The sequence below is a fragment of the Streptomyces sp. NPDC005492 genome (genome assembly GCF_040605995.1).
In the GTDB taxonomy this organism is placed as follows: Bacteria; Actinomycetota; Actinomycetes; order Streptomycetales; family Streptomycetaceae; genus Streptomyces.
The window spans coordinates 118,600-141,425 of the sequence record NZ_JBEXDX010000006.1 but is presented as its reverse complement, the minus strand read 5'-3'; the positions used below and the strand labels follow the sequence as shown (position 1 = coordinate 141,425).

Annotated in this window: 24 protein-coding genes; 13 read left to right on the top strand and 11 right to left on the bottom strand. The window is 70.1% G+C overall.

Annotation, left to right across the window (positions count from 1 at the left end; genetic code table 11):
- The first annotated feature begins 2 nt into the window (after positions 1-2).
- The 5 genes from ABZT04_RS11145 (at position 3) to ABZT04_RS11125 (ending at position 4,408) form a co-directional block, all read left to right on the top strand.
- Positions 3-416, top strand: a complete 414-nt coding sequence (locus ABZT04_RS11145) for a VOC family protein (RefSeq protein WP_356055398.1) — start codon at positions 3-5, stop codon at positions 414-416.
- 11 nt (positions 417-427) lie between these two features.
- Positions 428-1,960 (top strand): MFS transporter, encoded by a 1,533-nt coding sequence (locus tag ABZT04_RS11140; RefSeq protein WP_356055396.1) that lies wholly within the window; start codon positions 428-430, stop codon positions 1,958-1,960.
- Between the two features lie 128 nt (positions 1,961-2,088).
- Positions 2,089-2,817: a nuclear transport factor 2 family protein gene (locus ABZT04_RS11135; RefSeq protein WP_356055394.1), complete on the top strand. Its 729-nt coding sequence runs from the start codon at positions 2,089-2,091 to the stop codon at positions 2,815-2,817.
- Complete coding sequence (locus tag ABZT04_RS11130; protein WP_356055392.1) at positions 2,814-3,155, top strand: YciI family protein; 342 nt, start codon at positions 2,814-2,816, stop codon at positions 3,153-3,155. Before ABZT04_RS11135 ends, ABZT04_RS11130 begins: the two co-directional genes overlap by 4 nt.
- Entirely contained in the window at positions 3,152-4,408 is a 1,257-nt protein-coding gene (locus ABZT04_RS11125) for an RNA polymerase sigma factor (RefSeq protein WP_356055390.1), read from the top strand. Before ABZT04_RS11130 ends, ABZT04_RS11125 begins: the two co-directional genes overlap by 4 nt.
- Positions 4,409-4,490: 82 nt before the next feature.
- Here ABZT04_RS11125 and ABZT04_RS11120 read toward each other — a convergent pair whose 3' ends face one another.
- From ABZT04_RS11120 to ABZT04_RS11085, 8 genes are all read right to left on the bottom strand, one after another.
- On the bottom strand, positions 4,491-5,258 hold the full coding sequence (locus tag ABZT04_RS11120; RefSeq protein WP_356055388.1) for an SDR family oxidoreductase: 768 nt from the start codon (positions 5,256-5,258) through the stop codon (positions 4,491-4,493).
- A 38-nt stretch (positions 5,259-5,296) separates the two neighbouring features.
- Positions 5,297-6,277, bottom strand: coding sequence for a LysR family transcriptional regulator (locus ABZT04_RS11115; protein ID WP_356055386.1), 981 nt, complete (start codon positions 6,275-6,277; stop codon positions 5,297-5,299).
- A 157-nt stretch (positions 6,278-6,434) separates the two neighbouring features.
- Entirely contained in the window at positions 6,435-7,391 is a 957-nt protein-coding gene (locus ABZT04_RS11110) for a fumarylacetoacetate hydrolase family protein (protein ID WP_356055384.1), read from the bottom strand.
- Positions 7,392-7,394: 3 nt separating this feature from the next.
- A complete protein-coding gene (locus ABZT04_RS11105; RefSeq protein WP_356055382.1) occupies positions 7,395-8,801 on the bottom strand; it encodes an FAD-binding oxidoreductase in 1,407 nt (468 codons plus the stop codon).
- A gap of 8 nt (positions 8,802-8,809) precedes the next feature.
- Positions 8,810-9,790 carry a cyclase family protein gene (locus ABZT04_RS11100; RefSeq protein ID WP_356055380.1) on the bottom strand — a complete coding sequence of 327 codons (981 nt, stop codon included), beginning with the start codon at positions 9,788-9,790 and terminating at the stop codon, positions 8,810-8,812.
- Complete coding sequence (locus tag ABZT04_RS11095) at positions 9,787-10,794, bottom strand: amidohydrolase family protein (RefSeq protein WP_356055377.1); 1,008 nt, start codon at positions 10,792-10,794, stop codon at positions 9,787-9,789. Before ABZT04_RS11095 ends, ABZT04_RS11100 begins: the two co-directional genes overlap by 4 nt.
- Positions 10,791-11,915, bottom strand: a complete 1,125-nt coding sequence (locus ABZT04_RS11090; RefSeq protein WP_356055376.1) for an FAD-dependent monooxygenase — start codon at positions 11,913-11,915, stop codon at positions 10,791-10,793. Before ABZT04_RS11090 ends, ABZT04_RS11095 begins: the two co-directional genes overlap by 4 nt.
- 45 nt (positions 11,916-11,960) lie before the next feature.
- A complete protein-coding gene (locus tag ABZT04_RS11085) occupies positions 11,961-12,266 on the bottom strand; it encodes an antibiotic biosynthesis monooxygenase (RefSeq protein WP_356055374.1) in 306 nt (101 codons plus the stop codon).
- Positions 12,267-12,519: 253 nt separating this feature from the next.
- On the opposite strand from ABZT04_RS11085, the gene ABZT04_RS11080 reads away from it, so the two are divergent.
- The 5 genes from ABZT04_RS11080 to ABZT04_RS11060 all read left to right on the top strand — a co-directional run bounded on the left by ABZT04_RS11080 (position 12,520) and on the right by ABZT04_RS11060 (position 18,749).
- Positions 12,520-13,494 carry a fumarylacetoacetate hydrolase family protein gene (locus ABZT04_RS11080; RefSeq protein WP_356055372.1) on the top strand — a complete coding sequence of 325 codons (975 nt, stop codon included), beginning with the start codon at positions 12,520-12,522 and terminating at the stop codon, positions 13,492-13,494.
- Positions 13,491-14,426, top strand: a complete 936-nt coding sequence (locus tag ABZT04_RS11075; protein ID WP_356055370.1) for a VOC family protein — start codon at positions 13,491-13,493, stop codon at positions 14,424-14,426. Before ABZT04_RS11080 ends, ABZT04_RS11075 begins: the two co-directional genes overlap by 4 nt.
- Before the next feature lie 41 nt (positions 14,427-14,467).
- A complete protein-coding gene (gene hisD, locus ABZT04_RS11070; RefSeq protein ID WP_356055368.1) occupies positions 14,468-15,769 on the top strand; it encodes a histidinol dehydrogenase in 1,302 nt (433 codons plus the stop codon).
- Positions 15,766-16,536, top strand: a complete 771-nt coding sequence (locus ABZT04_RS11065) for an SDR family NAD(P)-dependent oxidoreductase (protein WP_356055366.1) — start codon at positions 15,766-15,768, stop codon at positions 16,534-16,536. The genes hisD and ABZT04_RS11065 overlap by 4 nt, the downstream gene beginning before the upstream one ends.
- Before the next feature lie 302 nt (positions 16,537-16,838).
- Positions 16,839-18,749: a hypothetical protein gene (locus tag ABZT04_RS11060; protein WP_356055364.1), complete on the top strand. Its 1,911-nt coding sequence runs from the start codon at positions 16,839-16,841 to the stop codon at positions 18,747-18,749.
- A 19-nt stretch (positions 18,750-18,768) separates the two neighbouring features.
- On the opposite strand, the gene ABZT04_RS11055 is transcribed toward ABZT04_RS11060, so the two are convergent.
- Positions 18,769-19,167: a nuclear transport factor 2 family protein gene (locus ABZT04_RS11055; protein ID WP_356055362.1), complete on the bottom strand. Its 399-nt coding sequence runs from the start codon at positions 19,165-19,167 to the stop codon at positions 18,769-18,771.
- A gap of 70 nt (positions 19,168-19,237) precedes the next feature.
- Here ABZT04_RS11055 and ABZT04_RS11050 point away from each other — a divergent pair, with 70 nt between their 5' ends.
- From ABZT04_RS11050 to cynS, 3 genes are all read left to right on the top strand, one after another.
- A complete protein-coding gene (locus tag ABZT04_RS11050; protein WP_356055360.1) occupies positions 19,238-19,801 on the top strand; it encodes a PadR family transcriptional regulator in 564 nt (187 codons plus the stop codon).
- A gap of 5 nt (positions 19,802-19,806) precedes the next feature.
- The gene (locus ABZT04_RS11045; protein WP_356055358.1) at positions 19,807-20,532 is read left to right on the top strand and encodes a class I SAM-dependent methyltransferase; all 726 of its coding nucleotides are present in this window, start codon (positions 19,807-19,809) and stop codon (positions 20,530-20,532) included.
- A gap of 81 nt (positions 20,533-20,613) precedes the next feature.
- Positions 20,614-21,060: a cyanase gene (cynS, locus tag ABZT04_RS11040; protein ID WP_356055356.1), complete on the top strand. Its 447-nt coding sequence runs from the start codon at positions 20,614-20,616 to the stop codon at positions 21,058-21,060.
- Between the two features lie 22 nt (positions 21,061-21,082).
- Here the strand turns inward: cynS and ABZT04_RS11035 are convergent, their stop codons facing one another.
- Both ABZT04_RS11035 and ABZT04_RS11030 read right to left on the bottom strand, forming a co-directional pair.
- Positions 21,083-22,234: a DUF6596 domain-containing protein gene (locus ABZT04_RS11035; RefSeq protein WP_356055707.1), complete on the bottom strand. Its 1,152-nt coding sequence runs from the start codon at positions 22,232-22,234 to the stop codon at positions 21,083-21,085.
- The gene (locus ABZT04_RS11030; RefSeq protein ID WP_356055354.1) at positions 22,231-22,650 is read right to left on the bottom strand and encodes a YciI family protein; all 420 of its coding nucleotides are present in this window, start codon (positions 22,648-22,650) and stop codon (positions 22,231-22,233) included. The genes ABZT04_RS11035 and ABZT04_RS11030 overlap by 4 nt, the downstream gene beginning before the upstream one ends.
- Between the last annotated feature and the right edge of the window lie 176 nt (positions 22,651-22,826).

Sequence of the window (22,826 nt, the reverse complement as noted above, 5' to 3'; positions counted from 1 at the left end):
CCGTGACCGTCCGACTCGACCACGTGGGCGTCAACGTACGCGACCTGACCGCCCAAACCGCCTGGTACAAGGGCGCGTTCGGCCTGAAGACCGTCTTCGAGTTCCACCTCGAAGGACCCGGTCTGCGAGGCGTCGTGCTGGAGCATCCGCGGGGCTGGCGCATCGAGCTGCTCGCCCGGCCCGGCTCCGCCCCCGGCCTTCGCGCGCCGGACCCGATGACCGCCGTACTCACCGAGGGATACGGGCACTTCGCGGTCACCACCCCCGAACTCGACCCCGTCCACGGCGCCTTGCTGGCCCAAGGAGCGGGCGAGGTCATGGCACCCGGGCCGTCCCCCGAGCCCGGAGTGCGCATGGCCTGGGTCAGCGACCCCGAGGGAAATCTCATCGAACTCATAGAGAAAAACGCAGAGTGAGGGCACGCACGATGACGGATTCGATCTCCTTGAAAAAACTGGACCCCGGAACACTCATAGCGTGCTGTCTCGCGGTCGCGGCGGCACAGTTGTGCATTACCGTTCCCTCGCCCATCAACGGAGAAATTCAGGCCGCATTCGGCGCCTCGGGTTCCCAGGTCGCCTGGGTCACCTCCGCCTTCATTCTCCCCACCGCGATTCTGGAACTGAATTTCGGTGTGGTGGGCGATCTCTTCGGGCGCAAGCGGCTGTTGGTCCTCGGCGGACTCGTCCTGGCGCTGGGTGAACTCCTCAACTCCACCTCGCAGAACATCACCATGATGTGGACCGGGCAGGCCCTGGCCGGCATCGGCGCCGCCGCGCTCTTCCCCAGCTCCCTGGCGGTCATCGCGGCGGCCACCCCGGACGGGAAGGACCGGGCGAAAGCCGTCTCCACCTGGGCGCTGAGCATCTCCCTCGCCTCCGCGCTCGGCCCGCTCTCCTCCGGGATCCTCGCCACGGTCGCCGACTTCCGGTGGGCGTTCGTACCGCCGGTCGTCCTCGGCCTCGTCGTCGCGATCGCCTGCCGGCAGCTCGTCACCGACTCCAAGGCACCCGAGGGCCGCGCCCTGGACTGGCCGGGCCAGATCACCATCGCCGTCGGACTCACCGCCCTGCTCTGGGGCATCATCGAGGGCGGCGACCGCGGCTGGGGCAGCGCGGCGATCGTGGGCTCGCTGACCCTGGCGGCCGTGGCACTCGCCGGATTCGTCGTCGCGGAGACCCGCGCGACCTCACCGATGTTCAACCTCGACCTGCTGAAGATCCCCTCGTTCGCGGCAGCCGCCGTCGTGGCACTGGCCGGCATGTTCGGCTTCATCGGCACCGCCTACTGCGTGTCGATCCGCCTCGGCGCGGTCATGCACCTGAGCGCGCTGCGGGCCGGAATGCCGTTCGTGATCCTGCAGTTGATCCCGCTGCTGCTGGCACCGGTGCTCAGCAGGATGCTCACCCGCGTGGATGCTCGCTGGCTCCTGATGGGCGGCCTGCTGCCCATGGCGGCGGGACAGTTCTGGATCGCCGCCCTGCCCATCACCACCACCTCCCTCGCGGCCTTCATCGGCCCGGTGCTGCTCCTGGGTATCGGCTTCATCTGCGTGGTGTCCTCGTTGACCTCCGCCGCTGTGAACGCCGTACCGATCAACATGACCGGCATGGCCAGCGGCGCGACGAGCCTGGTGCGCGAGTTCGGCCAGGGCCTCGGCCCGGCCGTCATCAGCACCATCGCGATGAGCGCTGCCTCCTCCGCACTCGTCGGCAAGCTCAGCGGCGCCGACGCGGGCATGGAGAAGGCGGCCGGACCCCTGGCCGTCGTCAACGCGGGCAGCGCCCAGGCCAAGGCCGCCGCGCAGACCGCCCTCGGCCACGGCATGGCCCTCGGCGTGGTGATCTGCGGCTGCGCCTCCCTGCTGGGCGCGGTGGTCACCCTGCTGCTGGTGCGCAGGAACACCGAGCGCTCGACCGTGGGGGCGGGGGAGCCGTCGGTGCAGGCGGCGACCGCGTAAACGCTTACGTCGGAAGGGGGCCGGGGCCTGTGCCCCGGCCTCTCCGTGTTTTTCCGCGCGGGGTGTCGATTCGTCTCGGCCGTGTTCGTCGGTGGGGTGTAGGAAGCTCATGAGGACCGGGAGGAACCATGAAGTACATGCTGCTCGTGTGCGGCGACGACACGGCCGACAGCTCCGGGATGGCACCCGTCGAACCGTGGGTGGAGGACCTGGGCGACCGCAATGTACGGCTGCACGGTCACCGCCTCGCGCTCCCCGCCGACGCCGTCACCGTCCGGGTGCGCGGCGGCGAGGTGCTGCGCACCGACGGGCCGTTCGCGGAGACCAAGGAGTACGTCGCCGGATTCGACATCCTGGAGTGCGACACCCTGGAAGAGGCCGTCGAGGCCGCCGCCAAGCACCCCGTCGCCACCATCGGAGCGATGGAGGTGCGCCCCTTCTGGCCCATGGACGGCGAGGAGGAGGGCGAGCCCGAGATCCGCGCGCTCGACGCCGAACTGACCGAGGCCCTCCGCGAGCGGGACGCGGACCGCGTCCTCGCCTGCTACGCCCCCGACGTGACGGCCTTCAAGGGGGGCACCGAACGGCACGGGACCGCGGCCCTCCGCAAGGCCGTGGAGGACGTCCTCTCGGACGTGACCGGACCCCTGACCCGCGAGGTGCTGGAGTTCCGCGTCCACATCGACGAGTCCATCGCCTTCGGCAACGCCCTCGTCCGACTGCGCGGCACCCGCACCGACGGCGGCCCGCTGAACGACGTCCTGCGCGTGACCACCGGCTACCGCAACGCCGGCCCGCGCTGGCAGATCGTCCACGAACACGTCTCCACCGAGACATCGACCGAGGAGCGGTCATGAAGTACGTCCTGCTCATCTGCGCCCCCGTCGACGGCGAGGAACTCAGCCCCGCCGAGATCGCCGACGACCCCCGCTTCACCGCCTACATCGACGAGGTCCGCGGCCGCGACCTCATGCGCGGCGGAGCCCGGCTGCGGCCCGCCAGCGACGCCACCACCGTGCGCGTCCAGGGCGACGAAGTCCTGCTCACCGACGGCCCGTTCGTCGAGTCCAAGGAGTACGTAGCGGGCATCGACATCATCGAGGTCGCCGACCTCGACGAGGCGATCTCGCTCGCCTCCCGGCACCCCGCCGCGCTCGCCGGCGGCTCGGTCGAGGTGCGGCCGGTCTGGGAGTGAACGTGCCCGATGTCGAGAAGGCGGTCGCCGCCGCCTTCCGCGAGGAATGGGGCCAGGTCGTCGCCACCCTGATCCGGGTGACCGGCGACTGGGACCTCGCGGAGGAGTGCGCGCAGGACGCCTTCGCCCAGGCACTCGACCGGTGGCGGCGCGACGGAATCCCGCGCCGCCCCGGCGCCTGGCTCACCACGACCGCCCGCAACCGCGCCCTCGACGTACTGCGCAGGGAGGCGGTCGGGGCGGCCAAACTGCGGGAGGTCGCGGTGCTGGCACGGGACGAGGGACCGTACGACCCGGAGTACGAAGGCGACGACAGCGGGGTCCACGACGACCGGCTGCGGCTGATCTTCACCTGCTGCCATCCCGCGCTGCCCATCGAGGCCCGGGTCGCCCTCACCCTGCGCACCCTCGCGGGTCTCACGACCCCGGAGATCGCCCGCGCCTTCCTCGTCCCCGAGGCGACCATGGCGCAACGCCTGGTGCGCGCCAAGAAGAAGATCCGCAACGCCGGCATCCCCTACCGTGTCCCGCCCGCGCATCTGCTGCCCGAGCGCACGACGGGCGTACTCGGTGTCGTGTACCTCCTCTTCAACGAGGGGTACGCGGCCACGTCCGGCACCGACCTGGTCCGCACGAACCTGTGCGCCGAGGCGATCCGCCTGGCCCGAGTCCTCTCCCGTCTGATGCCGGACGAGCCCGAAGTGCTCGGCCTGCTGGCGCTGTTGCTGCTGCACGACGCCCGCCGCCACACGCGCGTGGACGCAGAGGGCGAACTGGTCACCCTGGAGGACCAGGACCGTACGGCCTGGGACCGCACCGAGATCGACGAGGGCGCCGCCCTCCTGGAGAGGGCCCTCCGCCGGGGCAGGCCCGGCCCCTACCAGATCCAGGCCGCCATCGCCGCCTGCCACACCACCGCGCCCACCGCCGCCGACACCGACTGGGCCGATATCGCGGGCCTGTACGGCGAGTTGGAGCGCTTCGTGCCCTCGGCGGTGGTGCGCCTGAACCGAGCGGTGGCCGTGGGCATGGCGGACGGAACGGAGGCCGGACTCACCCTGGTCGCGGAGCTGGAGCGGGGCGGTGAATTGGCCGACTACCACCTGCTGCCCGCCACCCGTGCCGACCTGCTGCGGCGCGACGGGCGTACGGCGGAGGCGGCCGAGGCGTACGAGCGGGCGCTGGAGCTGGTGGAGAACGGCGCGGAGCGGAGATTCCTTGAGAAGCGGCTCCAGGAGTGCCAGGCACCCTGAGCAGCAGCTCCCTCAAGCGGCGCGATCAGCTACGACGGCGCCGCAGCCGACCGACAACCCGCTGCGCACCTCCAGCGGAGCGCTACGCGTCCAGCGCGTTCGTGATCGCCTTCACCCCGCCGTGCGCCGCATACCCCCCGTCCACCGTGATCTCCGCCCCGTTGACGTACGACGCCTCGTCCGACAGCAGATAGACGACCAGCGGCGCCACCTCGTCGACCGTGCCCGCCCGGCCCTGCGGGGTCAGGGACAGATGGGCCTGGACGAACACCGGGTTGGCGGACGCCATCAGCGGGGTCTCGATGTAGCCGGGGTGGATCACGTTCGTACGGATGCCGCGCGGGGCCAGCTCCAGCGCGGCCACCTTGGACAGGCCGCGCAGCGCCCACTTGCTGGTCGTGTACGCGACCGCGTGATGCGCGGTGAGACCCGCGACCGAGCCGACGTTCACGATGGAGGAACCGGCCGGCATCAGCGGGGCGAGAGCCTGGATACCGAGCAGCGCGCCCGTGGTGTTCACCGCGAACGCCCGGTTCCAGTCCGCGAGTTGGACGTCACCGAGCCGCGCCCGCATGGGAATGCCCGCGTTGTTCACGAGCCCGTGCACGACGTCCAGCCCGGCGGCGAGGTCCGTCCAGCCCTCCGGCGACGACACGTCCAGGTGCCGATACCGCACGTCGAGGCCGTCGGCGCGCAGGGACGCGGCCAGTTTCTCGCCCGCCTCGTCCAGGACGTCGGTCGCCACCACGATCGCTCCCTCGCGGGCGGCGGCCGCCACCTCGGCGGCTCCCTGGCCCTGCGCGGCCCCGGTGACGACGACGGTACGACCGGCCAGACGCGTGCGGCTCACGATTGCCTCCAGGGGGTGCGGGATGTCTCCCGCCCACGCTAGGAAGCCGGGGTCAGCTCCGGAAACGCACGATCGGCATGGGTGGCATCCGCGCCGGCGATCTCCCGGGCCACCGGATCCTCCAGCGACGCGCCCACCGCACGGACCGTCTCCCGCAGCCAGCGGTGCGCCGGGTCCGCGTGCCGGTTGTGGTGCCAGTACATGGCCTCCACCAGGGGTACGTCCGGGAACGGCGTCGGTACGACGGCGCAGCGCGCGAAGCCCTCGTAGCGCCGGGCGAGCCGCTCGGGCACGAGGGCGACCAGGTCGGTGCCGCTCATCAGGAACGGCAGCACGCTGAAGCCGGGCGTGCTGACCTGCACCCTCGGTGTGATGCCGAGGGTCTCCAACTGCCGGTCGGCGGGCGTGAGTTTGCCGATCCCGCAGGCCGCGTGGGGCATCTCGGCGAGGTCCCGCAACGAGAGCCGCCCGTCCACCAGACGGGGGTTGTCCGGGTCGACGAGACACACGAACCGGTCGTGCATCACGGCCTCGCTCACTCCCGGCAGTTGGTAGCCGAGGGGCACGATCATCAGGTCGTGGCAGCGCAGATGGGTCTCCGTCTCCAACTGCCCTACGACGATCGGGTGGAAGTCGATCCGGATACCGGGGGCCTCCCGAGCGAGGGCCCGCAGGAGCGGTTCCACGAACATCGACATGACGTAGTCGGACATCACGACCGAGAACCGCTGCCGACTGCGCGCCGGATCGAAGTGACGGGTCAGCGACAGCGCCTCCTCCGCCTTGTGCAGGGACGACTGGACGACCGGCAGCAGCCGCTCCGCGAGCGGGGTCAGCTCGTACTCGCGGCCCACCCGCACCAGCAGCTCGTCGTTGAAGTGCCGCCGCAACCGGGCCAGCGAGCCGCTCATCGCGGACTGGCTGGTCGACAGCCGCACCCCCGCGTGGGTGACGTTCTTCTCCTCCAGGAGGGCTTCCAGCGCCACCAGAAGATTCAGGTCGATCGCTCCCAGACCCATGCGTGTGTCCTTCCGGCCGCGTCATTGAAGCTCGGTGAAACCGGAGCGTAACGACCGGGTTCCCGCCGAGGAAGAGGCCGGGCGGCAAGTCACAGGGATCCGATACATGCCATCGGATCCCTGGATGTGTGCAGGTCGGAGCGGTTTCGCGGTGGGGCTACGGCCGAGGGGTCCGGCCGCGCTTGCGGGCGCGCGGCAGATACACGTCCCTGCGGCCCGGCACAACCCGGTTGGAGAGGGTGCCCAGGCGTTCCACCGCGAGCGTCACCTCGTCGCCCGGCCGCAGCGGCGGCGGGGTGCGCTCGCCGACCCGGCCCCAGAACTCCGCCAGCGCGCCCCAGCCGCAGGTACCCGAGCCGAGGATGTCCCCGGGGCGCACCCAGGCGTCCCGGGAGGCGTAGGCGATCATCTCCTCGAAGGTCCAGGAGACGTTGGCCAGGGTGTCGCGGCCGATCAGCTCACCGTTGAGGGTGACCGTCATCTCCAGATCAAGGAAGCCGTCCGGGTCGCGCCGGTCCTCGACCTCGTCGGCGGTGACCAGACAGGGGCCCAGCGTGTTCGCGAAGTCCTTGCCCTTGGAGAAGCCGAGCCCGAGGTTCTTCTCCGGCTTCTGCAGATCCCGCGCCGACCAGTCGTTGAAGACCAGGTAACCGACGATGTGCTCGCGCGCCCGCTCCGGCGTGAGATCACGTCCGCTCCGGCCGATCACCACACCGACTTCCAACTCGAAGTCCAGCACTGAACAGCCCGCAGGCACCGGCACGTCGTCGTGCGCGCCGTACGCGGCATGGGGGTTGGTGAAGTAGAAGTTGGGCGCCCGGTACCACTCCTCGGGTACGTGCTCCAGTCCGTCCAGGGACTTCGAGACTCCCTCGATGTGCGCCTCGAAACCGACGAAGTCCCGGATGGAGGGCGGCTTCAGCGGAGGCAGCAGCCGCACCTGATCCACCGTCAAGTCACTTGGCCGGCACAGCGCTTCGGTGCCGGCCGCGTGCAATACCTCCTGTTCCAGCAGGGTCAGTACGGTGACTCCCTCGGGCAGCGGATGGATTGTCCCGTCCCGGACGGCTCCGGCGCGCTCCACGCCCTCGTGCTCGTATGTCGCGAAACGCATCGCTCACTGCTCCCAGTGGTTGGTGTTGGTGACGGTCCCGGCGCTCAGATAGCCGGCGAAGAGCCCCTTGGGGTCACGTGCGGACCGGATCTCCCGCAGCCGCCGCCACTGTTCGTCGCCCATGAACCTCAACTGCCGCACGGTGAAGTCCGAGTCGCCGAGGTACTGGCCGGCCGTGACCGGCCGCATGTCCGCCATCGCGCCGTCCAGCCAGGCACGCAACTCCGCGTCCCGGGACGGGTCGTCGTGGACGACATAGGTGGCGCAGTAGATCTCCGACTGCAACGAGAAGGCCATGTCGGGGAGTTGGCGCAGCGGCGCCATGGAGAACCAGATGGTGAAGGTCTGCCGGGTGGGGTGCTCGGTGAACGCCCTGCGGATCGCCGGTACGACCTCGTCGGCGGGGCCGGTCAGCCAGGCGTTGTCGACCAGATAGCGGTGACCTTCCGGGTTGGCGGTGCGCTGACCCGTCAACTGCTCCGCGATCGTGGTGTGTTGGGCCTCCACGCGGAACAGTGCCCGGTCCGCGTACGGGTTCGCGTGCAGCGGCGCCAGCGCCTCGGCGGCCTCCTCGGCCGTGTCGGTCATCGACACGCCGGTGACCAGCAGCACCGGTTCGTCCAGGTCGGGCGGTGTCTGGGTGAGCGCGACGATCTCCACCAGGTCCGAGACGGTGTGGTGCATACCGTGCAGCCAGGTCATGACCTCGTCGAACAGGCCCAGCGGATACGCGTGCACGGTGTGGCCCAGGTGCTTCGGCAGCGGGCGCGTGCGCAGGTGGAAGCGGGTGACAATGCCGAAGAAGCCCGGTCCCGCGCCGCGCGCCGCCCAGAACAGGTCGCTGTGCCGGGTCTCGTCGGCGCGCACCAACTCGCCCTCGGCGGTGACCACATCGATCGCCACGATGTTCTCCGCCGCCCAGCCCCAGCCCCGCGCGTTCCAGCCCTGCCCGCCCTGGAGCAGGAAACCGCCGATGCCGACGGAGGGGCAGTGTCCGCCGTTGAAGAAGCGCCCGAACTCCCCGAGATAGGGGTTGAGTTCGTCGCCGCCCTTGACGCTGGGGGTCGCCGTCACAAGGCCGGTCCGTGGGTCGTAGGCCATCTCTCGGAAGCCCCCGAGGTCGATCAGCAGCGCGTCCTCGCGCACCGACCAGGCGGCCCAACTGTGCCCGCCGGAACGGACGGAGACCTGCCAGCCCCGCTCCAGGGCGAGTCGTACCCCCTCCACGACGTCCCGCTCCGACTCGGCCATCAGGACGGCGGCCGGTGAACGGTCTTGCGGGACACGGGCGTTGAAGATCCGGCCGAAGCATGCCTCCTCGAAGTCCTCGTCGTCGGGGAGGTGGAGGGTGCCGGAGAAGCGGTTCCCTCGCGGGGGTTCGGGGGTCGTCCCCCGATTGAATGCAGCCATGTGCGGGCTCACTTGATCGCGATCGGGTTGACAGGGGCGCCCACCGCGCCGGTCACCGGCAGTGGTGCGGCGACGAGCAGGAACTCGTGGACGCCGTCGGCCGCGCAGTCCTCGGCCAGTGCCTCCAGGTCCCACATCTCGCCCAGGGGGAGGCCCATGTTGGGGATCGCTATCTGGTGCAGCGGGGACATCGCGGGCTGCGGGAACTCGTACGGCCGCACCTCAAGTCCCCAGGTGTCGGAGGCGATCGCCGCGATCTCCGTGCGGTGCAGCCAGCCGAGGGTGGTGAAGGAGAGACCGGGCGCGTCACCGGCGGCGTAGCCGCCCCAGTCGCCGAGCCGTCGTACGCGGCCGAGTTGGCCGGTGCGGATCAGGACGAGGTCGCCGCGGCGGACCGACGAGGTCGCGCCCTGCGCCTCGATCGTGGCCCGCAGGTGTTCCTCCAGGATGGGGAATCCGTCCGGGAGTTCACCGTGTTCGTCGCCGATGGTTCGGCCCACGTCGAGGAGGACTCCGCGGCCGGTGAAGGCGTCCTTCATGTGCTCGATGCCGGTGACCGAGTCGCCGTCGCCGTTGACGATGGTGCACGGACGGCCGTTCCACGCCTGCTTGTTGTCGTAGATGTGGCCGAGGCCGTCCCACTGCGTGGAGGCCTGCAAGGGCATCACGACATGGTCGTCGGCGCCGCCGAAACCGTGCGGGAAGCCCTGGGTGCCGGCCGCCGCGTCGGAACCGGTGTCCTTCATATAGTGGACCGGGTTGATACGGCCGCGGAAACCGCGCTGCGGGCCGGACTCGTTGAACTCCTGGGCGAGCGAGAAGGACCGCCCGCGACGCACCAGGCCCGCCGCGTGGGCGCGGATCGCGTCGTCGACGAAGTTGAGCGTGCCGAGCACGTCGTCCTCACCCCAGCGGCCCCAATTGCGGTAGGCGGAACGGGCCTTGGCGAGTTCTTCCTCGATCGGACCGAGGGCACCTGCGGTGGTCATCGGATACGTCCTTTCAGCAGCAGGTCGAGGGCGTTGCCCCCGGCGACGGCGGCCCGGTCGGCCGGGTCGAGCCCGGCCGCGTCCAGCCGGGCCACCGGGTCGTCGACACCCATGTCGAAGGGGTGGTCGGTGCCGAGGACGACCCGGTCCGCGCCGACCTCCTCGACGAGGTGCCGCAGTGCGCGCGGGGTGTACACCAGCGCGTCGAACCACATCCGCCGCAGATAGGCGCTGGGCAACTCGACGCAGCCGCGCGCGTCCTGGCGTACCCGCCAGGCGTGGTCGGAGCGGCCGATGTACGTCGGGAGGTAGCCCCCGCCGTGCGCGGCCACCAGCTTCAGGCGGGGGAAGCGGTCGAGGACGCCGGTGAAGATGAGATGCGAGAGCGCGACCGCCGTCTCGACCGGCTGACCGACCGTGTTGCCCAGGTAGTTGGTGGCCAGCCGCTCGCCGAGGGAGCAACCCCAGGGGTGCACGAAGACGACCGCGCCCAGCTCCTCCGCCCGCTGCCACACCGTGTCGTGCGCGGGGTCGGCCAGTTCGCGGCCGCCGACCGTCGTGGAGACGCTGATGCCGTACAGGCCATGGTCGTTGACAGCCTGGTCGAGCAACGCGACGGCGAGGTCGGGGTGTTGGAGCGGGACCGTGCCGAGGCCGTACAGCCGGTCGGGTGCCACGGCGCAGTGGGCGGCCACGGCCGCGTTGACGGTACGGGCGAGGTGGATCGCGAGGTCCGGGTCCGCCCAGTAGTGGTGCATCGGCATCGGGCCGACCACCTGGATGTCCACGCCCATCGCGTCGAGGTCCAACAGGCGGGTGGTGACATCCGTCAACCTGGGGGCCAGGCGCTGGAGTTGGGCGCGGTTGACGGCCAGGGACGCGGGGGAGTGGGCGCGCTGCTCGGCCGTGAGCTCGGTGGCGAGACCGGGTGTGCCTGCGACCAGGGCGTCGGCGGCGGGGACGGCGAGGTGGCCGTGGAAGTCGACCACGGGTGAGCCGGTCATGCGGCGGCCGTCAGGTTGTCCAGCGTCTCCGACATGATCCGGGCCGGGTCGGCGCCGGGTGTGCCGGGATGGATCTCCCAGTCGGCGAGCTGGAGGGAGTTCTCCAGGACCATCCGCACCCGGGGCAGCCGTCGGGCCATGAAAACGTCCAGTGCCTTCTCCGTCGACTCGTCGCTCGTCACCAACTCGGCCAGCAGCACCGCGTCCTCCATGCACATGGCCGCGCCCTGCGCGATCAGCGGTGGACAGGCGTGCGCGGCATCGCCGATGACCATCGCGCGGCCCCGGTGCCAGGGCTCGTCGACGAGGATCGCCTCGATCCAGCGGTAGTCGACGGGCGTGTCGTCCGGCAGTGAGGCGAGGATCTTGCCCCAGGTGCCGCCGTACCCGGCGCCGCGCTCGCGGAGCAGGTCGAGCGGGGCGCGGGGGCCGATCAGGGAGGTGTCGAGGTTCTCGTCGAGGAGGTAGGCGTAGCACTGGTCTGGGGAGATCGGGCTGTAGCCGGCCTTGAAGCGGGGGCCGCCGTAGTACACCTCGGCGCAGTCCATCACCGCCGGGCGGTCCGCGACGACCCGGAAGATCGACATGCCGACGGGGCGGGGCCCGGCATCGATGCCGATCAGCGCGCGCATCGCCGAGTTGATGCCGTCGGCGCCCACGACCAGGTCGTAGCGGCCGGTCGAGCCGTCCGTGAAGGCCACATCCACGTGGTCCGGCGACTGGTCGAGCCGGTCCACGCTCAGTCCGAGGCGGACCCGCACCCCGTGCGCGTGCACCGCGTCGCACAGCGCGTCCTGCAGATCCGAGCGCAACGCGCCCGCCGTGGACGGCAGTTCGGGCCCGCCGGTGTGCGGGGTGTTCAACTCGGTGATCAGCACGCCGTCGGCGCGGCGCAGGCGCAGGATGTCGAAGGGCACCGCCCGGGCCAGCACCCGGTCCAGGACACCCACGGAACGCAGCGCCTTGAGCGCGTTGCCCTGGACGGTGATGCCATGGCCCACACCGAACCACCGCGGAGAGATCTCGACGAGCTCCACCTCGGCGCCCCGCTGGGCGAGCGCGAGACACAGCACGCTTCCGGTGATGCCGCCGCCGACGACGAGCACCTTGTGTACGGGCATGGGCGATCCTTGCGAACGTAGAAGAAAAGGTATGGGGGGCACCCGTCACCCTGAGAAGCGCGGGCCGAGCTCATGGAAGTGCTCGACGACCGGCGGTTCGGCGAAGAACGGTCCGACCAGGGCCCGCCAGCGCGCGAAGGCCTCGGACTCCCGGAAGCCGACCATGTGGGCCGCGACCGTGTCCCAGCCGACCAGCAGCAGGAAGCTCGTCGGCCGCTCCGCACCGCGCAGCAGCTCGGCCCAGCGGAAACCGTCGGCCTCGGCCAGCACCTCACGCGCCTTGCCGAACGACTCCGCGAACTCCCGCTCCCGACCCGCCTCGACGGTCAGCTCGGCATGCTCGACTATCACGTTCTTCTCCTCGGGAAAGTGGGTGCTCCGAGCCTGCGTGGGCGGTCGATCCACGGTCAACGGATCGAGGCATCGGCAAGGGGGACGGCATGCATCCCGTACGGCGATGGAGCCGCCACGCGGCGGAGCCGCACATTGATGCGGTGAGGGCCCGCGCGGCCGGCGATGGCAGGCATCGCGGATCCCCATTTCCGCCGGGTCCCCGGGCTGCCTAGCGTCGAGAGCGAGCCCCCACCCGTACGAGGAGAGCGCCGTGCCCGATCAACTGCCCACCCATGCCGGACCCTTCGCACTCGGCACGTTCGCGTCCGGTGCTTCCGGGGAGGCGGTCTTCCCGGGACTGGTCACCGGCGCCCGCGTGCGTGACCTCTCCGATCTCGTGCCGTCCGTGCGGGCCCTCGTCGACGATTGGGACGGCTGGCTGCCCCGGCTCGGTGATCTAGCCCGGTCCTCCGACGGCACCTGGCACGACCTGGCCGCGCTGCGCGTCCTGACGCCCGTCGAGCCCGGCCAGATCCTGCAGAGCGGCGCCAACTACCGCAAGCACGTGGTCGATCTGGTCGCCGCCGAGAAGGAGAGCGTGCACGGCGCCACCCCCGAAGAGGCCCGCGCCGACGCCGAGTTGATGATGGACGAACGCGCCCGCAACGGAGTGCCGTACGTCTTCCTCGGCTCCCCGCGCGCGATCAGCGGTCCCTACGACGACATCGTGCTCCCCGCGCTCGGCGAACAGCACGACTGGGAGCTCGAACTCGCCCTCGTCATAGGGAAGTCGGGCAAGAACATCCCGGCCGAGGAGGCGATGGACCATGTCGCCGGATACACGATCTCGAACGATCTCACCACCCGCGACCGCCTCTACCGGCCCGACCTGAAGGCCATCGGAACCGACTGGTTCACGGCCAAGAACGCCGACACCTTCCTGCCCACCGGACCCTTCCTCGTGCCGACGGCCTTCGTCGGTGACCCCGGCGATCTGCGGATCACCTTGCGCCACAACGGAGTTGTGCGGCAGGACGAGTCGACGAAGGACATGATCTTCGACATCCCGAAGCTCATCGCCTACGTCTCCACGACCACCACCCTTCGCCCCGGCGACCTGCTGCTCACCGGCTCCCCGGCGGGCAACGGCGCGCACTGGGGCGTCTTCCTGAAGCCCGGCGACGTCGTCGAGTCGGAGATCACGGGCCTCGGCCACCAGCGCAACACCGTCGGGAGCGGACAGTGACCTTTCAGCCCATCACCCACTTGCGCCATGTCGACCTGGCCGTACCGGACTTCGCCCGGCAGCGCGCCTTCTACGGCGCCACCTGGGGCCTGACCGAGGTCGCGAGCGACAGCGGGGTCGTCTTCTTCGCCGCCGAGGGCAGTCCCGAGCAGTACGTCGTCCGTATCCGCGAGGACGAGCGGAAGCGGATGGACCTGGTCGCCTTCGGGGCCGTATCGCCGACCGCCGTGAACGAGCTGCATGTACGGCTAGGCCGGGCGGGCATCCAACTCCTGGGAGAGCCAGGCGTGTTGGACACCCCGGGCGGAGGCTACGGCTTCCGGTTCTTCGATCCCGACGGGCGGGTCGTAGAGGTCTCTGCGGACGTCGCCACCCGCATCCACCGCAAGATCGAGGAGCGCGAGGCGATCCCGGTCAGGCTCTCGCACTGTGTGGTCAACTCCCAGGACCCGGAAGGACTTCGGGACTTCTACGTCGAGCACCTCGGGTTCCGGCTCACCGACACCCTGTACTCGACGCACATGGGCGACCTCATGTACTTCCTGCGGTGCAGCCCGCTGCATCACTCGTTCGCCATCGCCCGCGGACCTCATGTCTCCCTGCACCACGCCTCGTTCGAGATGCGGGGCGTCGAGGAGTACATGCGGGGCACCGGGCGGGCGCTGCGCGCCGGGACCCGGCTCACCTGGGGTCCCGGCCGGCATCTCGCGGGCGACAACACCTTCTCCTACTTCCACGACCCGCACGGCAACACCGTCGAGTACACGACCGAACTCGCCGTCCTCGAAGAGGACTTGTGGCACCCGGGCCGCCATGACGTCGACGACCCGATCACCCAGGACCAGTGGGGCACCGCCGACCCGATGAGCGAGTCGGTCGCCAAGGAGCAGTTCAACGACCCCGATGTGCTGTTCGTGGCGCCCCCTGTCTGAGCGCCCCCTCCTGATCAACCACCCGCAGAAAGGCCGCAGTTGTGGCAACGATCCTGAAGCATGCCGTGCCCGGGGCGGAGGTCGCCGCCTCCCTCGACCAGGTGCGCGAGACCGTGACCGGCGTCATCGCGGACATCCGTGGGCGCGGTGACGACGCCGTGCGCGCCTACTCCGAGAAGTTCGACAGGTGGAGCCCCGACTCCTTCCGGCTGACCGACGAGGAGGTCGAGAAGATCGTCGCGTCGGTGCCGCAGCAGGTCATCGACGACATCCGCTTCGTCCAGGACCAGGTACGCGGCTTCGCCCGCCATCAGCTGGACTCCCTGCGGGAGTTCGAGGTGGAGACGCTTCCGGGTGTGCGCCTCGGTCAGAAGCACATCCCCGTGCAGGCGGCGGGCGCCTACATCCCGGGCGGGCGCTACCCGCTCACCGCCTCCGCCCACATGACCATCGTCACCGCCAAGGTCGCCGGTGTACCGCGCGTGGTCGCCTGTACGCCGCCCATCCACGGTGAGATACCGGCCGCCACCGTCGCCGCCATGCATCTCGCGGGCGCCGACGAGATCTGGCTGCTCGGCGGAGTGCAGGCGGTGGCCGCCATGTCCGTCGGCACCGACTCGATGCGGCCCGTCAACCTGATCGCCGGGCCGGGCAACGCCTATGTCGCCGAGGCCAAGCGGCAGCTCTTCGGCGAGGTCGGCATCGACCTGTTCGCCGGGCCGACCGAGATCCTCGTCCTCGCCGACGAGCAGGCGGACCCGTTCGTGTGCGCCGTCGACCTGCTCTCCCAGGCCGAGCACGGCCCGGACTCCCCGGCCGTCCTCATCACCACCTCCCGCGAGGTCGCCGAGAAGACCATCGCCGAGGTGGAACGGCTCCTGCCCGGCATGCCCACCCGGGACTTCGCCGAGCCCGCCTGGCGAGACCACGGTCAGGTCCATGTCGTCGACACCCTCGACGAGCTGTACGCCCTCGCCGACGAGTTCGCCTTCGAACACGTCGAGGTGCTGACCGCCGAACCACGCCTCGCGCTGGAGCGCATGACCCAGTACGGCGCTCTGTTCCTCGGCGAGGGCACGTGTGTGTCGTTCGGCGACAAGGTCATCGGCACGAACCATGTGCTGCCGACACGTGGTGCCGCGCGCTATACCGGCGGCCTGTGGGTGGGGAAGTACCTCAAGACGGTGACCTATCAGGAGGTCACCGACACCGACTCCCAGGCGCTGCTGGGCCGGCTGTGCGGGCGGGCGGCCCGCGTCGAGCTGTTCGAGGGGCACGCGCGTTCGGGTGACGTGCGGGCGGCGAAGGCCGCGGGCGACGGCTTGCCCTGGAACACCCCATGAGCCTGGACGGCCGTACGGCGCTGATCACCGGTGGCGGCGGGCCACTGGGGCGCGCCTTCGCGCTGGCCCTCGCGGACGCCGGAGCCCGGGTGATCCTGGTCGGGCGCAACGAGGCGACGCTCGCTGAGTCGGCGGCACGGGTGGTCAAGGACGGCGGACAGGCCCGTACGGCCTCCTGTGACGTCTCCGACCCTGCGGCTGTCGGCACCCTGGCCGCCGAACTCGCGCACGAGGACGTGTCGTTGCTCGTCAACAACGCCGGAGTCGCGGGCCCCGTCCGCCCCCTCGTCGACATCGAGCCGGACGAGTGGGACGACGTGTTCGCCGCCAACGTCCGGGGCGTCTATCTGATGTGCCGGGCCTTCCTGCCGCCGATGATCGCGGCCGGGCACGGGGACATCGTCAACGTGGCCTCGGTCAGCGGCAAGCGTCCGCTGCTCAACCGCACCCCGTACACCGCCTCCAAGATGGCGCTGCTCGGCCTGACCCGGACCCTGGCCGGGGAGGTCGGACCGCAAGGGATCGCGGTCAACTCCCTTTCCCCGGGCCCGGTTCGGGGCCCGCGCATGGACCGCAACTTCCGGCTCACCGCGGAACTGACCGGCTGCACCGTGGCCGAGGCCGAACGCGACTTCGCCTCCCGGGCCGCCCTCGGCCGGCTCGTCGAGGAGCACGAGGTCGCGCGGGCCCTGGTGGCGATGCTCGCGATGCCCGGTCTGTGCGGGGCCGACATCGACCTGTCGGCGGGGATGATCGCCCCGGCGTAGCGACCAAGTCGTGCACGTGAACGGCGAGGTGGACGGCCGACCGGCCGCCCGCCCGCCTCGCCGTTGTGTCCGCGGACTTCCACCCGCTATGACGACTCTGTGTGACCGCCATGAAATGGTCGGCGTGATCCGAGGCATCGGACTCCCATATGTGTGTGCTAGCCGCCTATTGCCTTGTTCCCAAGGCTGCTTCACTCCCTCGTGCGCACCTTCGGTGCCTCCGCCGGGCCGTCCGCATCGCGCGTTCGACGGCCGGCCGGTCACACTGCGCGACGGCGCATCGATCCCTGGGAAGGCAAGCAATGACGCTGATCACCCGACGCTCGGTCCTGATCGCCGGTACCGCCACGGCCGGAGCCGTACTGGTGCCGGCGGTCTCCGCCGGCGCCGCGCCGACGGCCGAGAAGGCTTCCGGCACGCGGATCTCGGTCGGATCCGGTGAGACGTACGAGGTCTCCGCGACCACCCGCGTGAGCGAGCTGTCCATCGCGTCCGGCGGGAAGATGGTCGCCCCGGACGGCTTCAGCCTCTCGCTGACCGTGGACGGCGTGGAGACCGGCCAACTGCTCACCGCCACCGGCGCCACCGCCACCCTCGTCCAGCCCGGTACCTACCGGGGCGATGTCGTCCTGACCGTCGCGGCGGCCAACGAGGTGACGTACGAGACGCTCACCTTCCCCTTCCGGCAGGCGCTGTACGTCGACGCTGACGGCGTGGTCAAGGACAAGTCCGTCCTCGCGGCCGCGCTCGGCGGCAAGCTCACCGACGCCTGTGCCAGGAACGTGAGGATCACCTCGACGGGCGAGTGCTTCGACGCCGTGTACGTCCAGGACGCCACCTACACGCTCGACCGGCCCTCCATCTCCCTTACCGGGAACGGCCGTTGTGACTTCGCGGGCTACGGTGCCGCGGTCGTCGGCGACGGCCCGGCCACCACCCTGGTCGTGGACGGCGCCCGGATCGACACCAAGGGAGTCGTCCGCACCGCCGTCATCGCCGACGACGGCGCCAACGTCATCGTCAAGGACTCCGTCCTCCGCGCCCGCAACGGCGTACTGCCCGCCGACTACCAGGCCACCGTCGAGACGCCCTACATGGAGTCCGTGCCCTGGATGCTCGGCCTCGACGGCAACGTCCGCGCCACCAACCTGATCGGCAAGAACAGCAAGGCCACCTACCTCAACTCAACCGTGTTCTCAGAGACTTGGGGTGCACTGTCGGTGGAGGGCGGCAGCGGGCTCAAACTGACCGTGATCAACAGCCACTTCGGCAACACGGGGGAGTACGGCTACGGCACCTACGCCATCGGCGACGCGACCGTGCGCGTGCTCGGCTCCCGGCTCGACGTCGGCAGCTACGCGACCATCATCGCGGGCCCGGCGGCCGTCGTGCACTACGGCGACAGCAGCGGGGCCGCCGTATCCGCGCTCAACACCGAGCTGGAACTCGGGCTGTCCAAGGCCGAGTTGGCGTCGATTCCGGTGCGCAACACCGTCGTGAACTCCGGCCACTTCGGCTATATGTTCTTCGGTGCCGGCCAACTCACCCTCGACGGCGGCACGGTGATCAACTCCGAGCGGGCGACCTTCCTCAACAAGGGCCAGCAGACCACGATCAGCGTCGACGGCTCCCAGGGCGCACGGCTCAACCCGCGCGACGGGATCATCCTCCAGATGATCGAGCTCGACGACCCGGGCCCCGTCAATGTCAACGGCAAGATGATGAACATCGGCGTCTACACCGAGCCCGTCGGAGACCCGGCCAAGGACACGACCTTCGACCCGACCGCCGTCCACACCACCGACGGAGCCGCCGTCTTCACCTCCATCGCCCTCAAGGGCGACTTCTACAACGGCATGCGCACCGGCAGGAACATGGTCCTCACCTTCGAGAACTCCCGTGTCGAGGGCGTCATTTCAGCGACCAGGGCCAAGCACCGGGTGTCCAGCATCGACGCGTCGACCTTCTACGAGCTGGGCATCGTCACCAACACCACGCAGGCGGCCGTCAACAACGGCGCGATCGTGCAGCTCGACAGTGGCTCGACGTGGACGGTCACCAGCACCTCGTACCTGACGCGCCTCGCCCTGGCCGCCGACGCGACCGTCAAGGCACCCCGCGGCAAGAAGGTCACCCTGACGGTCGACGGGACGGTCACGGCCATCACGCCCGGCCAGACCTACACGGGAGCTCTCGCCCTGAGCATCGCGTGAGCCAGGGCGGAGCCGGGTCTCAACCGAGCCGCGCTTCCGCCTCCTTGGCGATCTGCTCGAACTGCGCCGCCATGGCCGCCTGGAGGGCCTGGGCGCCGGACAGGGGACGGACCATGACCATCAGGTCGTCGATCAGGCCCTCCTCGTTGACATGGATGAAGTCGCAGCCGGTCAGCTCACGGTCGCCGACCCGCGCGCTGAACACCAGCGCGTGGTCGGCGCCGTCCGCGTCGCCGATCTCCCGCAGATACCGGAAGTCCTCGAAGACCCGCGCGACGGCGTGCAGGATCGCCGCGGTGATCGCCTTCCCGGGATACGGCTTGAACACGACCGGGCTGGTGAAGACCACGTCCTCTGCCAGCAGCGCCTCGACGGCGTCCATGTCCTGCGCCTCGACCGCCTCACGGAACGCACGCATCGGCTCACCTCATAGTCAATTAGTTGAGTAGGTGTGGATGAGACTAATCAACGGCTGTTAGCGTGTCCACATGTCCCTCAAGTACGCGGTCCTCGCGGCTCTCCTGGAAGGGGAGGCCTCGGGCTACGAACTGGCCAAGGTGTTCGACGTGTCGCTGGCGAACTTCTGGCCCGCGACACCGCAGCAGCTCTACCGCGAACTGGAGCGCCTCGCGCAGGACGGGCTGATCGAGGCACGGGTCGTCCAGCAGGAACGCAGGCCGAACAAAAGGATGTTCACGCTCACCGAGGCCGGCCGCCGCGACCTCGACACCTTCGCCGCAGAGCCGCCGCGACGCCCCACCGCCATCCGGGACGAACTCCTCATCAAGATCCAGGCCATGGACGGCACGGACCCCGCCGTGACCCGCGAGCTGATCGAGGAGCGCAGGTCATGGGCGCGCGGCAAGCTCGACCGCTACGAGTGGGTGCGCGACCGGCTCCTCGACGGCCGGACCGAGGACGAGTACCTCCGGGACGCCGACCGCATCGGGCCGTATCTCACCCTGATGGCCGGGATCACCTTCGAGGAGGAGAACCTGCGCTGGTGCGAGCGCGTTCTCACGGTCCTGAAGCAGCGGGTTGCCCTAGGCTGACCCGGATGTTCAGCCCCGAAGGCCCCAGTCTGCGCGAACTCGCCGTCCAGGCACTGTCGTCCGTCGAGCACGGCTACGACCTCCTCGCGCCCAAGTTCGACCACACCCCCTTCCGGACCCCGGCCCCGCTGCTCGACGCGGTCGCCTCCATGCTGCGCCGCATCGGCCCCTTCGACCACGGACTCGACCTGTGCTGCGGCACCGGCGCGGGCGCCGAGGCGCTGACCAAGGTGTGCCGGGAGAGTGTCACCGGCGTCGACTTCAGCGCGGGCATGCTCGCGGTCGCGCAGGGGCGGGTGGGGAGTGCCGAACCGCATGCGGCATGGGTGCGCGGCGATGCCCGGGCCCTGCCGTTCGCACCCGCCTTCGACCTGGTGGTCAGCTTCGGGGCGTTCGGTCACTTCCTGCCCGGCGAGTTGCCGGGGCTGTTCGACCAGGTGCACTCCGTGTTGCGGCCCGGCGGCTGCTTCGCGTTCCCGCTCATCGCACCGCCGCGCCCCACCACTCCCGCGTACTGGATGCTGGCCGGCTTCGACGCGGTGATGAAGGTACGCAACGCCGTCTGGCGACCGCCGTTCGTCATGTACTACCGGGACTTCCAACTCGGTCTCGTGCGCCAGGAGTTGGAGCGGACCGGCTTCGATGTCGACCTCTACGCCCTGCCCGAGTTCGGGCATCGCGGCGACGGCAGCCCCCGGGTCCGGATGGTCGCGGCGCGACGGCTGCCGTAGTGGTGCCATTGTCGCGCCATGGGTGATCTCCTACGCTGAGCGGCGTGTGGTCAAGCACGCTGTCCGGGAACGGAGTTGTGCATGCTCAGCAAGGGTGAAGCCGCCGAGGCCGTCCGGCAGGCCAAGGTGAAGACCGGTGTCACATGGGTCCAGTTGGCGGAGGCGGTGGGCCGCCCGCTCGCCTGGACCACCGCGGCCCTGCTGGGCCAGCACCCGATGGACAAGGACGAGGCGGCGACGGCCGCGGCCCTCCTGGAACTCGGTGAAGATGCCGCCCTCGCCTTCCAACTCCAGCCCACACGTGGTGCCTTGGACGCGGCGGTCCCCGTGGACCCCACGATCTACCGGCTCTACGAAGTCGTCCAGGTCTACGGCCCCACCATCAAGGAACTCATCCACGAGCAGTGCGGCGACGGCATCATGAGCGCGATCAACTTCCGTCTCGACGTCCGCCGCGTGCCCGACCCCGCAGGTGACCGGGTCGTCATCACCCTCGACGGCAAGTACCTCCCGTATCAGTGGGAGTGACGGAGAGGGACGACGGCGCGTATCAACGCCCTTGAGTCCGGCGGGAGTTGAGTCGGGCTGCCTGGCGGGTCAGGTGGTCGCGTTCGGCGAGGTTGGGGGCCTTGTGCGCCGCCTCGGCGTAGAGGCGTGCCGCTGTTGTCAGGTCGCCGTCGCGCTCGTGGAGATAGGCCGCCACCGCCGTGTGGCGGGGCAGTGAGTCGTCCAGGGTGGCGAGTATCGCAAGGCCGGCGCGCGGGCCGTCGGCCTCGCCTACCGCCACCGCGCGGTTGAGGCGTACGACCGGGTTGTCGGTCAGGCCGGCGAGTTCGTCGTACCACTCGACGATCTGCACCCAGTCCGTCTCCTCGGCGGTGGGCGCGTCCGCGTGCAGCGCCGCGATGGCTGCCTGGGCCTGGAACTCGCCCAACCGGTCGCGGGCGAGGGCGGCTTGGAGGATCGTGACGCCCTCGGCGATCAACGTGGTGTCCCATTGGCCGCGGTCCTGCTCGGCGAGCGGCACCAGGGTGCCGTCGGGTGTGGTCCGGGCGGCGCGCCGGGCGTGGTGGAGCAGCATGAGCGCGAGCAGCCCCGCGACCTCGGGGTGGTCGATCGCGCCGGCGACCTGCCGGGTGAGCCGGATGGCCTCGGCGGCGAGGTCGACGTCACCGGAGTAGCCCTCGTTGAAGACCAGATAGAGGACGCGCAGCACGGTGGCCACATCGCCGGGCTGGTCGAAGCGCACGCCGGAGACCGTGCGTTTGGCCCGGCTGATGCGCTGCGCCATGGTCGCCTCGGGCACCAGATAGGCCTGGGCGATCTGCCGGGTGGTGAGCCCGCCGACGGCGCGCAGCGTGAGCGCGACCGCCGACGACGGGGTCAACGACGGGTGGGCGCACAGGAAATAGAGCTGGAGCGTGTCGTCCGTCGCGGACGCGGGCCCGGGAACCGGCTCCTCGTCGACCAGATCCTCCCGCCTGCGGCGCGCGGTGTCCGCCCGCGTCGCGTCGAGGAACCGCCGCCAGGCCACCGTGACCAGCCAGGCCTTCGGATCGCGCGGCGGATCGTCCGGCCAGACCCGGACCGCCTCCACCAACGCGTCCTGTACGGCGTCCTCGGCCGCCGCGAAGTCCGCTCCGCGACGGACGAGGATCCCGAGCACACTCGGCGTGAGGCTTCTCAGCAGGACCTCGTTCACTTCAGAGTGCACTCCGTGACGGTGGGGTGCGCGCCGAGGAACGGGCGCAGCTCCAGCCACTCGTGGATCGGCCTGCCACCGGCTCCGGGAGCGGCCGACAGCTCACCGGCAAGCTCCACCGCGCGCTCGTAGCTGTCGACGTCGATCACCATCCAGCCGGCGATGACGTCCTTGGTCTCGGCGAACGGGCCGTCGGTGATCGGCGGCCGCCCTTCGCCGTCGTAGCGGACGAACGTCCCCTCGGGGGAGAGGGCCTTGCTGTCGACGAACTCCCCGGTCTGCTCCAGCCGGGCCGCGAAGTCGTTCATGTACTGCACATGGGCCGTGATCTCCTCGGGGGTCCACTGGTCCATGGGGACGTCGTTCACGGCGGCAGGAGCGCCGCGGTAGTGCTTCAGCAGCAGGTACTTGGCCATGGTCGATCTCCTCGGTGCTGGTGCGACCCATTGTGGACGCGTTCACCTCGGGGACGGAGCCGGGCACGGGATCTCGACATCGTCGGCGGATTGTCTTCAGCGAGTTTCGCGAGATCCGCGGGAGAGGGTGGGAAGGGAGGTGTACTCACTCCTCCTCCCTTCTTAACGTATAGCGC

Coding starts and splice junctions, on each gene's coding strand:
- ABZT04_RS11060 (WP_356055364.1), top strand. CDS start 16,839: ATGACGCTGATCACCCGACGCTCGGTCCTGATCGCCGGTACCGCCACG.
- ABZT04_RS11100 (WP_356055380.1), bottom strand. CDS start 9,790: ATGACCACCGCAGGTGCCCTCGGTCCGATCGAGGAAGAACTCGCCAAG.
- ABZT04_RS11030 (WP_356055354.1), bottom strand. CDS start 22,650: ATGGCCAAGTACCTGCTGCTGAAGCACTACCGCGGCGCTCCTGCCGCC.
- ABZT04_RS11055 (WP_356055362.1), bottom strand. CDS start 19,167: ATGCGTGCGTTCCGTGAGGCGGTCGAGGCGCAGGACATGGACGCCGTC.
- ABZT04_RS11065 (WP_356055366.1), top strand. CDS start 15,766: ATGAGCCTGGACGGCCGTACGGCGCTGATCACCGGTGGCGGCGGGCCA.
- ABZT04_RS11090 (WP_356055376.1), bottom strand. CDS start 11,915: ATGCCCGTACACAAGGTGCTCGTCGTCGGCGGCGGCATCACCGGAAGC.
- ABZT04_RS11050 (WP_356055360.1), top strand. CDS start 19,238: ATGTCCCTCAAGTACGCGGTCCTCGCGGCTCTCCTGGAAGGGGAGGCC.
- ABZT04_RS11130 (WP_356055392.1), top strand. CDS start 2,814: ATGAAGTACGTCCTGCTCATCTGCGCCCCCGTCGACGGCGAGGAACTC.
- ABZT04_RS11110 (WP_356055384.1), bottom strand. CDS start 7,391: ATGCGTTTCGCGACATACGAGCACGAGGGCGTGGAGCGCGCCGGAGCC.
- cynS (WP_356055356.1), top strand. CDS start 20,614: ATGCTCAGCAAGGGTGAAGCCGCCGAGGCCGTCCGGCAGGCCAAGGTG.
- ABZT04_RS11105 (WP_356055382.1), bottom strand. CDS start 8,801: ATGGCTGCATTCAATCGGGGGACGACCCCCGAACCCCCGCGAGGGAAC.
- ABZT04_RS11135 (WP_356055394.1), top strand. CDS start 2,089: ATGAAGTACATGCTGCTCGTGTGCGGCGACGACACGGCCGACAGCTCC.
- ABZT04_RS11095 (WP_356055377.1), bottom strand. CDS start 10,794: ATGACCGGCTCACCCGTGGTCGACTTCCACGGCCACCTCGCCGTCCCC.
- ABZT04_RS11045 (WP_356055358.1), top strand. CDS start 19,807: ATGTTCAGCCCCGAAGGCCCCAGTCTGCGCGAACTCGCCGTCCAGGCA.
- ABZT04_RS11115 (WP_356055386.1), bottom strand. CDS start 6,277: ATGGGTCTGGGAGCGATCGACCTGAATCTTCTGGTGGCGCTGGAAGCC.
- ABZT04_RS11140 (WP_356055396.1), top strand. CDS start 428: ATGACGGATTCGATCTCCTTGAAAAAACTGGACCCCGGAACACTCATA.